Origin of the sequence: Pseudoxanthomonas sp. LjRoot143 (assembly GCF_964252945.1) — a bacterium.
GTDB lineage: Bacteria > Pseudomonadota > Gammaproteobacteria > Xanthomonadales > Xanthomonadaceae > Pseudoxanthomonas_A.
Genome location: NZ_CAXUPM020000001.1, coordinates 2,859,541 through 2,872,391 on the forward strand (window position 1 = coordinate 2,859,541; position 12,851 = coordinate 2,872,391).

The 12,851-nt window shown below is 69.6% G+C and carries 9 protein-coding genes and 1 pseudogene; 2 read left to right on the plus strand and 8 right to left on the minus strand.

Annotated features, from left to right (window positions below; genetic code table 11):
* Nucleotides 1-7: 7 nt before the first annotated feature.
* The 4 genes from ACSQ1W_RS13950 to nudE all read right to left on the minus strand — a co-directional run bounded on the left by ACSQ1W_RS13950 (nucleotide 8) and on the right by nudE (nucleotide 2,628).
* Nucleotides 8-331, minus strand: a complete 324-nt coding sequence (locus ACSQ1W_RS13950; RefSeq protein ID WP_436044263.1) for a YnfA family protein — start codon at nucleotides 329-331, stop codon at nucleotides 8-10.
* A gap of 116 nt (nucleotides 332-447) precedes the next feature.
* The gene (mazG, locus tag ACSQ1W_RS13955) at nucleotides 448-1,263 is read right to left on the minus strand and encodes a nucleoside triphosphate pyrophosphohydrolase (protein ID WP_436044264.1); all 816 of its coding nucleotides are present in this window, start codon (nucleotides 1,261-1,263) and stop codon (nucleotides 448-450) included.
* Entirely contained in the window at nucleotides 1,247-2,083 is an 837-nt protein-coding gene (gene cysQ / locus ACSQ1W_RS13960) for a 3'(2'),5'-bisphosphate nucleotidase CysQ (protein ID WP_436044265.1), read from the minus strand. The genes mazG and cysQ overlap by 17 nt, the downstream gene beginning before the upstream one ends.
* Complete coding sequence (gene nudE / locus ACSQ1W_RS13965) at nucleotides 2,080-2,628, minus strand: ADP compounds hydrolase NudE (protein ID WP_436044267.1); 549 nt, start codon at nucleotides 2,626-2,628, stop codon at nucleotides 2,080-2,082. The genes cysQ and nudE overlap by 4 nt, the downstream gene beginning before the upstream one ends.
* 74 nt (nucleotides 2,629-2,702) lie before the next feature.
* Between nudE and bioA the strand changes: the two genes are divergently transcribed.
* Together bioA and ACSQ1W_RS13975 are read left to right on the plus strand one after the other, a co-directional pair.
* Nucleotides 2,703-4,103, plus strand: a complete 1,401-nt coding sequence (bioA, locus tag ACSQ1W_RS13970; protein ID WP_436044269.1) for an adenosylmethionine--8-amino-7-oxononanoate transaminase — start codon at nucleotides 2,703-2,705, stop codon at nucleotides 4,101-4,103.
* Entirely contained in the window at nucleotides 4,094-4,825 is a 732-nt protein-coding gene (locus ACSQ1W_RS13975) for a 16S rRNA (uracil(1498)-N(3))-methyltransferase (protein ID WP_436044271.1), read from the plus strand. The genes bioA and ACSQ1W_RS13975 overlap by 10 nt, the downstream gene beginning before the upstream one ends.
* A gap of 109 nt (nucleotides 4,826-4,934) precedes the next feature.
* Here ACSQ1W_RS13975 and ACSQ1W_RS13980 read toward each other — a convergent pair whose 3' ends face one another.
* The 4 genes and pseudogenes from ACSQ1W_RS13980 to ACSQ1W_RS13995 form a co-directional block, all read right to left on the minus strand.
* Nucleotides 4,935-5,405: a chemotaxis protein CheW gene (locus ACSQ1W_RS13980; protein WP_436044273.1), complete on the minus strand. Its 471-nt coding sequence runs from the start codon at nucleotides 5,403-5,405 to the stop codon at nucleotides 4,935-4,937.
* A 10-nt stretch (nucleotides 5,406-5,415) separates the two neighbouring features.
* On the minus strand, nucleotides 5,416-6,672 hold the full coding sequence (locus ACSQ1W_RS13985) for a chemotaxis protein CheB (RefSeq protein WP_436044274.1): 1,257 nt from the start codon (nucleotides 6,670-6,672) through the stop codon (nucleotides 5,416-5,418).
* Nucleotides 6,659-8,629 carry a response regulator gene (locus tag ACSQ1W_RS13990; protein ID WP_436046192.1) on the minus strand — a complete coding sequence of 657 codons (1,971 nt, stop codon included), beginning with the start codon at nucleotides 8,627-8,629 and terminating at the stop codon, nucleotides 6,659-6,661. Before ACSQ1W_RS13990 ends, ACSQ1W_RS13985 begins: the two co-directional genes overlap by 14 nt.
* Nucleotides 8,630-8,643: 14 nt before the next feature.
* A pseudogene (locus ACSQ1W_RS13995) lies at nucleotides 8,644-12,772 on the minus strand (Hpt domain-containing protein); the annotation flags it as partial.
* Between the last annotated feature and the right edge of the window lie 79 nt (nucleotides 12,773-12,851).

The window sequence follows — 12,851 nt, forward strand, 5'->3', positions numbered from 1 at the left end:
CACAGGGTCAGGCGGCGCGTGGCGCGAACATGATCACCGCCATGCCGGCCAGGCACAAGCCGGCGCCCAGCAGGTCCCAGCGCGTCGGCTTCACCGCATCCACCGCCCACAGCCACGCGATCGCCATGGTGACGTAGACGCCGCCGTAGGCCGCGTACACGCGGCCGGACGCCGTCGGATGCAGGGTCAGCAGCCACGCGAACAACGCGAGGCTGGCCGCCGCGGGCACCAGCAGCCAGGCGCTTCCTTCCTTGCGTAGCCACAGGTAGGGGAGATAGCAGCCGACGATCTCGGCCAGCGCAGTGACGAGGAACAGCAGCAGGGTCTTCATGTCGCCAGTAGAGCGGAGCTTGCTCCGCTGGACAACCCGCGCACCCATGAACCGTAGAGCGGAGCTTGCTCCGGTGCTTTTCCCGGGAGAGTCGGCGCAGCCGAGCAAGCTCGGCTCTACGGAACTTCGCCCTGCTTCACCCGCGCCCACAACGCTTCCTGCTGCGCCAGCGACAGCGCGGCCATCGTCGTGCCCTCGGCGGCAGCGATCGCCTCCATCGCGCGGAAACGACGCTCGAACTTCAGGTTGGCGCGGCGCAGCGCGCCGCCCACGTCCACCTTGGCGTGGCGCGCCAGGTTCGCCGCGACGAACAGCAGGTCGCCGATCTCGTCCTCCAGCCGCGCATCGCGCTCGGGCGACGGGGATGCGGCGAGTTCGACGCGCACTTCGTCGATCTCTTCGTGCAGCTTGTCGATCACCGGCGCGGTATCCGGCCAGTCGAAGCCGACCCGCGCCGCGCGCGACTGCAACTTGATCGCACGCTGCCATTCGGGCAGCCCGCGCGAGACGCCGGCCAGCGCGGACGAATCTTCCTCGCCCGCCGCCTTGCGCTCGGCGGCCTTGATCGCTTCCCAGTTGACCGTCTGCGCTTCCGCATCGGCGAACGAGGCGTCACCGAACACATGCGGATGGCGACGCACCATCTTGTCGCAGATCGCGTCGACGACGTCGCCGAACGCGAAGGCGCCCTGCTCCTGCGCCATCTGTGCATGGAAGACGACCTGCAGCAGCAGGTCGCCCAGCTCGTCCTTCAGCGCCGGCAGGTCGCCCCGATCGATCGCATCGGCGACCTCGTAGGCCTCTTCCACCGTATACGGCGCGATGGTGGAGAAGTCCTGCTCCAGATCCCACGGGCAACCACCGTCCGGATCGCGCAGGCGGGCCATGATGGCCAGCAGTCGCCCGATGTCGCCGTCAGGCGCTGCGGGCATGTCCATTCGCATCGTCCTGCGTCTGCGCCAGCCACACACGCCACGGCAGCGTCATGTCGCCCAGCGCGACGAAATCGCCATTGAGCAGCGTTTCGCGGCGGTTGTAGCGGAAGGCGCGGCCGTCCGGCGCCAGCAGCGCGCCACCGGCGGCTTCCAGCACGCACTGCGCGGCGGCGGTGTCCCACTCGCTGGTCGGGCCGAAGCGTGGATAGACATCCAATGTGCCTTCGGCGATGCGGCAGAACTTCAGCGACGAACCGAGCGCGACCGTTTCGATGTCGCCCATGCCGTCGAGGAAGGCCTGCGTGCGGGCGTCGCGGTGCGACCGGCTGGCGGCGACCTTCAGCGCACCGGTAGCCGGTGCGCGCGTGCGGATCTGCGCATCCACGTCGCCGACGCGGCGGTAGGCATTGCGGCCCTGCCGCGCGTGCCACGTCTCGCCGGTCACCGGCGCATGCACCACGCCGAAGATCGGCTCGTTCTGTTCGATCAAGGCGATGTTGACGGTGAACTCGCCGTTGCGCTTGATGAACTCGCGCGTGCCGTCCAGCGGATCCACCAGCCAGTAGGTCGGCCACTGGCTGCGCTCGGACCACGGGATGTCCGCGGCTTCCTCCGACAGCACCGGCCATTGCGGGGTCAACCGGCGCAGGCCGTCGGTGATCACCTGGTGGGCGGCCATGTCGGCGGCGGTCAGCGGGCTGTCGTCGTTCTTGCGCTGCACGTCGAAGGCACCCTCGTACACGGCCATGATGGCCTGGCCCGCTTCGCGGGCGATGACGATGACGGCTTCGTGCAGGTCGGCGGTCATCCGGCTCATGTACGCGTGTTCAACCATTCGCGGGCGATGAACAGCGCTGCCAGCGAACGGCCTTCCGAAAAATCCTCGCGCAGCATCAGCTGGTCGAGGTCTTGCAACTTCCAGGGCACTACTTCCAACTCCTCGGGTTCATCCCCCGGCAGGCGCTCGGGGTACAGGTCTCTTGCCACCACCAGCCAGGACTGGTGGCTCATGTAGGTGGGCGCCAGGGTCAGGGCACGCAGCACGTCGAGGCGGCGCGCGCCGAAGCCGGCTTCTTCCTTCAGTTCGCGGTCGGCAGCCTGTTCGGGCGTCTCGCCGGCGTCGATGCGGCCTTTCACCAGACCCAGTTCGTAGCGGTGCATGCCGGCGGCGTACTCGCGCACCAGCAACACGGTTTCCTCGTCCTGCATCGGCACCACGACCACCGCACCATGCCCATGCGACTGCAGACGGTGGTAACGACGGCGCTCGCCGTTGCTGAATTCCAGGTCCAGCTCTTCGACGTGGCGGTCCGGCCCGTCGGTGCGCTGGGTGATCCCGTGGATGGTGGGCAGGCGGCTCATGCGACGGAGCGTTGTCCGCCCACGCCACGCGATGCGCGGCGACGGCAGGGGGCGGTGCCCGATATCATGGGGGGATGCGACAACAGGATCATCAGAAGGGAATGCTAGCAGAGGCGGACGAGTGGCGTGCCCGTGACTTGTCCGTGCTGTGGCATCCCTGCACGCAGATGCGTGAACACCCGCACACCTTGCCGCTGGTGCCGATCGCCCGCGGCGAAGGCGCGTGGCTGATAGGCCACGACGGCACGCGCTACCTGGATGCGGTAAGCAGCTGGTGGACCAATCTGTTCGGTCATGCCGAACCGCGCATCGGCGCCGCCATCGCCGCACAGGCGGGGTCGCTCGAGCAGGTGATGCTGGCCGGCTTCACCCACGCACCGGCGGTCGAACTGGCCGAGCGGCTGCTGGCGGTAGCGCCGCGGCAGGCGGGGCGTGCGCCGCTGTCCAAGGTGTTCTACGCCGACAATGGCTCGGCGGGCGTGGAAGTGGCGCTGAAGATGGCGTTCCACTGGTTCCACAACCGCGGCGAGCACCGGCGCACGAAGTTCATCGCGCTGGAGAACGGCTACCACGGCGAGACGCTCGGTGCGCTGGCGGTCGGCGACATCCCGCTGTACCGGCGGGTGTATGCGCCGCTGCTGACCGAAGCACTGTTCGCGCCCTCGCCCGACGCCTACCTGGCGCAGCCCGGCGAGACACCGGCCGACTGCGCACGCCGTGCCGCCGATGCGCTGGCGGCGCTGCTGGACAGGCATGCGGACGAGGTCTGCGCGGTCATCGTCGAACCGCGCGTGCAGTGCGCCGGCGGCATGCGCATGCATCACCCCGACTATCTGGCGCGCGTGCGCGAACTGTGCGACGCCAGCGGCGCGTTCCTGATCGCCGACGAGATCGCGGTGGGTTTCGGCCGCACCGGCACGCTGTTCGCCAGCGAGCAGAGCGGCGTGATGCCCGATCTGCTGTGCCTGTCGAAGGGACTGACCGGCGGCTTCCTGCCGCTGGCCGCGGTGCTTGCCACGCAGACGATCTACGACGGCTTCCTCGATGATTCGCGCGAACGCGCGTTCCTGCATTCGCACAGCTACACCGGCAACCCGCTGGCGTGTGCGGCAGCGCTGGCGTCGCTGGATATCCTCCGCGCCGACGATGTGCTGGCACGCAATCGCGCCACGGCGCGCACGATGGCAGCATTCGCCGAGCCCCTGGCGAGTCATCGACACGTGGCCGACGTGCGCCAGGCGGGCATGATGCTGGCCTTCGAACTGACGCAGGACGGCGACAAGGCAACGCCGTTCCCCGCCACCGCGCGCATCGGCCTGAAGGCGTACCGCGCGGCGCTGGCGCGTGGTGTGGTGCTGCGCCCGCTTGGCGACGTGCTGTACTGGATGCCCCCCTACTGCGTGGACGAGGACGCCCTGCGGATGCTCGCCGACGTCACCCGCCACGCCATCGACGAGGCCACGTCATGCGCCTGACCCGCTGCCATGTGGATGCCGCGCTCGCCGTCGGCACCTCGCTCGCGCTGCCCGATGCCGCCGCCAACCACCTCGCACGCGTACTGAGGCTGCGCGAAGGCGACGGCTGCGTGCTGTTCAACGGCGACGGGCGCGACTTCGACGCGCGCATTACCGCGATCAGCAAGCGCGGCGTGCTGGCCGACATCGTCGGCGCGCGCACCGTCGACAACGAATCTCCGCTGCACGTCACCCTGCTGCAGGGCATCGCGCGCGGGGAAAAGATGGACCTGATCCTGCAGAAGGCCACCGAGCTGGGCGTGGCGGCGTTCATTCCGGTGATGGCCGAGCGCACCGAAGTGAAGCTGGACGCCGAGCGGGCGGAGAAACGCGTGGCGCACTGGCGCAGCGTCATCGCCTCGGCCTGCGAGCAGAGCGGCCGCGCACGCTTGCCGACGCTGGCGCTACCCGCCGCCTTGATTGATGCGGTGCGCACCGTCGACGACGGGGCCACGAAGCTGACGCTTGACCCGACCGGCGACGTCGCGCTGTCCACGGTCGAGGTCGCCGCAGGTGGCGTGGTGGTGGCGATCGGACCGGAAGGCGGCTGGTCGCCGCGTGATCGCGACATCCTGTCGGCCGCCGGCTTCACCGGACTGCGCCTCGGCCCGCGCATCCTGCGCACCGAAACCGCCGGACTGGCGGCGATCGCCGCATTGCAGTCGAGATTCGGAGACCTGTAGGGCGGGCTCAAGCCCGCCATCGCACGGCGTCGGGTCCACGCAGCGGCAGACCAGGGCGCTCTTAGTCCTTGCGGATTGAGTGGTGGGCCAAGGCCCACCCTACGCAGCATCAGGCCGCGTTGGCCAGCGCGTCGCCGATCATCGTCTCGACGAGCTCCAGGTCGGGCAGCACGGCGGCTTCGTCGCCGAGCAGCACGCGGACCTTCACCCCGACCGGAAGATCCTCCTCGGTCGCGTCGGCAAGCAGGCCGTCGCGCGGCACCGATACCAGGCGCGGGAACGACGGCGTCAGCAGGGCGAAATAAGGGCGATCCTTGTCGCCGCTCAGCGCCTTCAGCACGACGATCTTGCTGTTCAGCGCCACCGGTTCGCCGGCGTTGCCGGTCAGGCGTCCGAACGCGACCAGCGGTACCAGCCAGCCGTGCCAGTCGATCCGGCCGGGCAGCCAGTCGGGCATGTCCGCGACCGGCTCCACGGGCGCGCGCGTCAGCACTTCGGCGACGGTGGCGTTGGGCAGCAGCAGGCGGTACTCGCCGGCCTGGATCAGGACGCCGCGGATTTCGTCGTTGGAATGGGCCATCGTATGTTCCTCAGAACCAGCGGTCGGTCAGGCGCTGCGCGATCTGCGCGGGGGAGCCCAGGTCGGCGCCGCGCGCCGCGAGCGCCTTGGGCGCGGCGGGGTCGTAGCAGCCTTCCTGCGACTGGCCCATGACCAGCGCCCCTTCACTGCCCAGCGTGGCCGCGGCATCGACCAGCGCGGTGTCGCTGCCGCTCAGCAGCAACACGGCGCTGTCGGCCGGCGGCAGCTGCGGGATCATCGTGTGGATCACCGCACCGGGGCGGAAACTCACTACGCCCGCATCGACGAACGGCACCACGTCACCTGGGAGCACGTACACATGCCCCGCCTCGGCGGCCTTGCCGGCTTCCGCCAGCAGCACCGGCATGTGCGACACGCGCTCCATCTGCCGGACCAGGTTGTCGTAGCGGCCACCATCGAGGCGCAGGTGCACCATCACCGGCTTCGGGAAACCCGTCGGCAGGTCGGCCAGCAGCTTGCGCACGGCATCGGGGCCGCCGATGCCGGCGAACACCAGCACCGCGCCCTGCACGCGCGCCGACGCGAGACTACCTGCTTCCAGCGGTTCCAGCTCCAGCTTCGACAGGTCGAAGCCGGCGTGACCGGTGCTGGTCGCGGCCGGTGCGGGAGGCAGCGGTGGCGGTCCCCCGGTCGGCAATTCGGGGAGTGGCGGCGGAACGGCCGGAGCCTCCGCCTGTGCGGACGCCGACCGCAGCCAGGCATCCGCATCGATGACCTGTTCGTCCGTGTCGCGCGCCTGGAAACTGCCGGTGTAGGCGAAATCGTCGCTCGGGAGTTCCAGCGCCATGCCGGCGGCCTCCTCGAGGTGCAGCGAGATCTCCGCACCTTCGTGCAACTGGGCCGGCGTCACCGGCAGGCCGGGCTCCAGCTGCAGGGCCACGTCTTCTTCGCGGCCCGGCGGCAGCACGTCACGGTGGCCGTGCAATTTGGCGGCCAGGTGGCGCGCCCAGCGCTGGGCGTCCCAGCCCTGGCGGCGCGCGGCGAGTTCGGCCTCGTCGAAGATCACCGCGACCGCGGGATCGTGCAGCACGCTGTCGAAGCGTTCCAGGCTGTCCTCGATGGCCGGTTCCAGCGCCACCAGCACCACCTGTGGTGCACTGTTGCCCAGCGCCTCGGCATCGAGCGCATTGGGGTCGTCTTCCAGCACGATCTCGGCGCCGGCCTCGTGCAGCGCCACGCGCAGGCGCTCGCGCGCCTCGCCCGGGCGCGCCAGCAGGGCGACGCGTTTGGCTTCACTCACGGACACGGGCGATTCCCAGCAGGTCGTACACGTTGCGCATCAGGTCGAGCTCCTGGTACGGCTTGCCCAGGTAGCGCTGCACGCCGATGTCGAAGGCGCGCTGGCGGTGCTTGTCGCCGGTACGCGAGGTGATCATGACGATGGGCACGTCCTTGAAGCGCGGATCGGCCTTCATCGCCGTGGCCAGCTCGTAACCGTCCATGCGCGGCATTTCGATGTCGAGCAGCATCAGGTCGGGCACGCGCTCGTCCAGTTTCTCGAGTGCCTCGACGCCATCGCGCGCGGCGGTGACCTCGAAGTTGTGGCGCTCCAGCACGCGGCTGGTCACCTTGCGCATGGTCAGCGAGTCGTCGACCACCATCACCAGCGGCACGCGGCGCTGTTCGACCACGGGTGCCTGCTGCGCGGGCTCCTGCGGCTGCGCCAGGTGGCGACGCACCAGCGGTGCGGCATCCAGGATCACCACCACGCTGCCGTCGCCGGTGATCGTGGCGCCGTAGATGCCGGGGATCGACGCAATCTGCGGACCGACCGGCTTGACCACGATTTCGCGGTTGCCGAGCACCTGGTCCACGGCCACGGCGGCGCGCAGGTCGCCCGAGCGCACCAGCAGCAGCGGCACCTGCGGCTGGCCTTCGGCCTTGGCGGCGCCCTGGCCGACCAGGTGGCCCAGGTTGTACAGCGGGTAGTCTTCGCCGGCGTAGTGGTAGCTGCCCGCACCCGCACTGAAACGCGCGTGGCTGATGCGACCGATGCCGCTGACCGCTGCCACCGGCACGGCGAACTGCGTCTCGCCAATCTGCACGAACACGGCCTGGCTGACGGCCAGCGTCTGCGGCAGGCGCAGGGTGAAGGTCGCACCCTTGCCCGGCACCGAGCTGATTTCCAGCGAACCGCCCAGCTGGCGGACTTCGTTGTAGACCACGTCCATGCCCACGCCACGGCCGGCCAGCTGGCTGACCTTGTCGGCGGTGCTGAAGCCGGGCTCGAGGATCAGGCGGTCCAGCGCGGTGTCGGGTAGCACGGCGCCCGGCTGCAGCAGGCCGCGCTGTTCGGCGCGCTTGCGGATGGCGTCGCGGTTCAGGCCGGCGCCGTCGTCGGACACCTCCAGCACCATTTCCGAGCCTTCGCGGCGCAGGGCGACATGCACCGTGCCCTCTTCCGGCTTGCCTGCCTTACGGCGTTCCTTCGGCGTCTCCAGGCCATGCGCGATCGAGTTGCGCAGCAAGTGCTCCAGCGGCGCCGTCATGCGGTCCAGCACGTTGCGGTCCATTTCGCCGTGCGTACCGGAGAACTGCAGGCTGACCTGCTTGTGCGTCTCGGTCGCGGCCTGGCGCAGCACGCGACGCAGGCGCGGCACGATGCCTTCGAACGGCAGCATGCGCGCGCGCATCAGGCCGTCCTGCAGTTCCGAGCTGACGCGCGACTGCTGCTGCAGCAGGCTGTCGTACTGGCGCGCGAGGTCGTCCAGCACGCCCTGCAGGCCGCTGATGTCGGCCGCCGATTCGGCGAGCGCGCGGCTCAGCTGCTGCAACGTGGAGAAGCGATCGAGTTCCAGCGGGTCGAACGTCGGGTCCTGCTTGTCGTGTTCGCGCTGGTAACGGGCGACGATCTGCGCCTCCGTTTCCAGGTCGAGGCGACGCAGCTGGTCGTGCATACGGATGTTGGTGCGGTCCAGTTCCGCCATCGCACCGCGGAACGCACCCAGCTGCTGTTCCAGGCGGGCGCGGTAGATCGCGACTTCGCCGGCGTTGTTGACCAGACGGTCCAGCAGATCGGCGCGGACGCGCACCTGCTCCTGCTGCCCGACGGGGAAGAACTCTTCCTCGACCGGTGCGGCCGCTTCGGTGTCGATCGGCGCAGACAGCGGCGCGAGCTCGACCGGTGCGGCGGGCGCATCCGTCGTCGCCGGCGCATCCGGCAGTTCGATGCCGCGGGCGCGCGCGTTGAACTCCGCGACCATGCCGTCCGGGATGGAGACGGTGCGGCGCGCGGTGACACGCGCAAGCTGCGCATGCAGGGTGTCGAAGCCGCGTTCCAGCAGCTGGATGCCGCGGCGGTCCAGCTCGGTGCGCTGGCCGGCGATCGACTCCAGCATCGACTCGATCGCGTGTCCCAGGTCGCCGACGGCATGGATGCCCGCCATGCGCGCGCCACCCTTCAGCGTGTGCAGATCGCGCTGCAGGCCGGTGAGCAGCGTGCGGTCTTCCGGCGTTTCACGCAGCTTGGCGATGAGGTCGTCGGAGTGGTCCAGCAGGTCGTTGCCTTCCTCGACGAAGATCTCGACCAGGTCCAGGTCGAGCCCGGTCAGGTCGAGCGCGTCTTCCGGCTCCGGCATGTCGGCAGGTGCGGTCACGGCAGACTCCTCGACTTCGACGGAGGCAACGGCTTCGACTTCGACTTCCTGCAGTGCGGGGACTTCCGCAGCAGGTGCATCTTCGACATCCACAACATTCACGATGTCCTGGATCTCGACGGTCTCGTCGACGGCGGCCGGCTCCGGCACGGCGTCCTCGACAACCGCATCCTCGACGGAACCCAAGGCGTCGGTGTCATCCGCGGAAGCGGTCTCGCTGGCGGATGCGTCGTCCTGCGGGACAACGGACAGCACTTCCGCCGCCACCGCTTCGTCTTCCGCCAAGACCGGCACGGCGTCGAGGCTGTCGACGGTATCGCCCTCGACGGTGATTTCTTCGACGGTGACCTCTTCGACGGCGTCGGCGACGTCTGTCGTCCAGGCGGCGGTCTCCGACACGTCGTCGGAGAGTTCCGCGGGAGCGGCTTCGTCCTGCGCCGCGACGTCATCGGCCGGGACGGACAGATCCGCTTCGGTCGCCACGTCACTGCCGCCAGCGTCGGTTATCGATGCGTCCTCCGCCTCGGCGAGGAACGCGGGCAGGTCGCCATCGACCACCAGCGCATCTTCGTCGGCGTCGGAGGCCGCTTCGTCGGCTACCAACCCGACGACGTCCGCATCGGAGACCACAACGGGCTCCTCGATCGCCGTCGAGGCGTCCTCGGTGACATCGACCAGGCCGGTATCGGCTTCGGCGACGACGATTTCCTCCGCCTCGGCGGGCGCCTCTTCCTCTTGGACGTCGCCGCCCGCCGGTGCCGCAGCCTCGGCATCCGGCGTCTGCGTGCGCGGCAGGATGCGGTAATCGATGTCGTAGAAGGTGACGCTCTGGTCCACGGGCGCCGGGGTTTCCGGCACCACGGGCGCATCGACCGATGCTGTCTCCGCCGCGTCGTGCGTGGCCTCTTCGATCACCACGCCGTCAGCCGCATCGGGAACGGAATCCTCGACGGGCACGGCGGCTTCGAATCCACCGGCGCCGTTGGCCGCCTCGGCATCGAGGTAGGCCGACAGGTCCATCGCCAGCAGCTCGACGTCCGACGGGCCGACGGGCGGCGCGATCGGCGTCTGGCCGACGTAGGTGCCCTGGCGCGTGTCGTCCACGATCTGCGCACCCTGCCGCACGTCGGGCAGGCTGTCGGTCAGCGCACGCAACTGGCCCGCGAGGGCAGCGAACACGGGGATGCGCGGCGACGGCGCCTGCAGTGCCGCGACGCTGCGACGGATCGCCTGCGCGGTATCGGCGAACGCGGACACGCCTTCCGGCGTCGGCGTTTCGCCGGCCGCCAGCAGCCGCTTGGTGTATTGCTCGGCCGCGGAGGTGACGTGGGTGATCTCCGGTACGTCGGCCATCGCCAGCGCACCGTTCATCGTGTGGATCGCGCGCAGCAATTCCTCGGTGACCGGCGTGGCTTCGACCTGCGCCTTCTGCAGCCAGTGGTCTACCGTATCGAGATGATTGTCGACCTCGGCTTCGAGGATTTCGCGCAGCACCGCGTCGACCGACGCCGGCGTGCCTTCGGTTTCCGGTTCGAATACGGCCGGCGCGTCGTCGACGAAGGCGACAGGCGCCACGGGTGTCGGCTCGACGAAGTCGGTCTGCTCTTCCAGCACGGTCGGCTCGGCGCTGTAGTACGCGTCCTCGCCCGCGGCCAGGCGGTCCGCCACGTCCTGCAGGCCGGCCAGGTCGGCGGTGACGCTGCCCTGGCCGCGCAGCGCAGCATTGAGCTGAGGCAGCGTGTCGCAGGCCTGTTCGAGCAGGACTTCGACGGCGTGGCTGGGAGCGCGCGTGCGGTCCAGCACGCGGTTGAGCATGTTCTCGACCTTCCAGCTGAACTCGCCGAGCGTCTTGGCGCCCACCAGGCGCCCGCTGCCCTTCAGCGTGTGGAACACGCGGCGGATCGGCCGCAGGCGCTCCAGGTCTTCGGTGTTGCTGCGCCAGGCCGGCAGCAGCTGCCGCAGGTTGACGATCTCTTCGTCGAACTCCTCGAGGAACACCTCGCGGATGTCGTCGTCGATGTCGGTGCTGTCGCCATCGAACCCCCCCATGATGGTGGAAGGCACGGCGGCCGCGGCCGCTGCGATCTCGTGACGCAGGTCGGGCAACGTATCGGCCTCGACCACCGGCGCGGGCGCCTCGGCGTCGACCGGCGCGTCGACCGGCGCGTCAACCGCCGTGTCGATCACCGTGGTGTCGACAGTGTCGACCGCGGTATCGCTTGCATTGCTATCGCCAGCCTCGATCGGCAGGTCGAATGCAGGCACCTCCGCCTCGATCGTCGCCGGCGAAGCGGTGCCTTCCTCCTCGAAGCCCACGGGATCGAACGGGTTCGCACCCGCGTTCGACGGCGGCGCCGGCGCGGCATCGAGCGGCTCCAGCGAAAGCGTGCCGAACGACGCCGGCGCAGGTGCTTCGGCGACAGGTTCGGAGACCGCTTCGGCGGCGGGCGTCGCCACGGTCACCGGCGCTTCGACGACGGGCGCTTCCGACGGCGCGACGGTTTCCGCCGGCAACGGCCAGTAGCGCAACGCTTCCAGGCTGCCCCGGGTGATCTCGAGGATGTCCTCGCGGTTGGGACGCCGCTCGCGCAGCGCCTCCAGGTAATACTCCAGACTGGCCATCGCGTCGGCCAGGGTGTCCAGCTGCTGGCCACCGGGGACGCGCTTCTTGCCGATCAGTTCGCCGCTCACGTAGCGCTTCACGCCGACGACGTAGTCGCCGGCCTGGCCGAGTTCGAGCATGCGCAGCGCGCCCGCCACTTCGTCGAGCAGGCGCGGGACATCCGCCAGTTCGGCGTGGTCCCAGTTGGTTTCGATGAAGGCGACGAAGCGCTCGCGCGCACCAGCGAAGTTGATGATGGCTTCCTGCGCCAGCACCTCGACCGTGCGCTGCGATTCCGCCGCGCTCGGGTCCTGTTCGGCATCGCCGCTACCCAGCCGCGCGACCTGGTCGTCCAGCGACGCGTCGACGTACAGCAGCGCACCGGCGACGTCGAGCAGGGTGCCCTCGTCGGCCGGACGCGACCCGGAGGCCACCTCGCGCAACGTGTCGCGCTGCTGCAGCACGACGTCGCGCGCCACGCCCAGCCCCATCATGCCGAGCGTATCGGCGACATTGCCCAGTTCGGTGACCTGCGAGTCGAGCTCGTTCGCGTCGCTGCCCGTGCGCAGGTGCAGGTCCAGCGCGTCCTTCACGCGCAGCAGTTCTTCCTTGACCGCGTTGCCGACGGTGTCCAGCAGCTCGCGATTGCGGCCACTCAGGCTGCTGCGCGCGTGGTCGATCTCGGCTTCGCTCGGGGCCGCTTCGTCGCGGGCGCCGCCCGGGAACAGCATGCTTTCGTTGAGGCCCGGCGCACCGCGCGAGGCACGGATCTCGTTGAGCAGCGGCAGCAGCACGATCGGGATGTCGCGATGCCCTTCCTGCAGGCGCTCCAGGTAATCCGGCAGCAGCACCGCGCCGCGCATCAGCGTGGCGCACGCCTCGTCGCGATCGCCCACGGCACCGTCCTGCAACGCCTTGGCGAGCAGTTCGAGTTCTTCGGCGACCATCGCCGGCGCGTACAGCTCGACCATGCGCAGCGTGCCCTGCACCTGGTGCAGGTAACCGGCGCAGAAGCGCATGCGGCTGGTATCGGCCGGGGCTTCGACGAACGCTTCGATCTCCTGGCGGACCAGGCGCAGCGTTTCGTCCAGTTCGGGCTTGACCCAGCCGAGCACGGCGTGGCTCATGGCTTCGCGCAGCGCACTCATGGGCGTGCTCCCGCGGCGACGGCAGGACCGTCAGCCTTGCGCTGCTGGCAGGCGGGATGGCGTAGGAAGTTCATGCAGT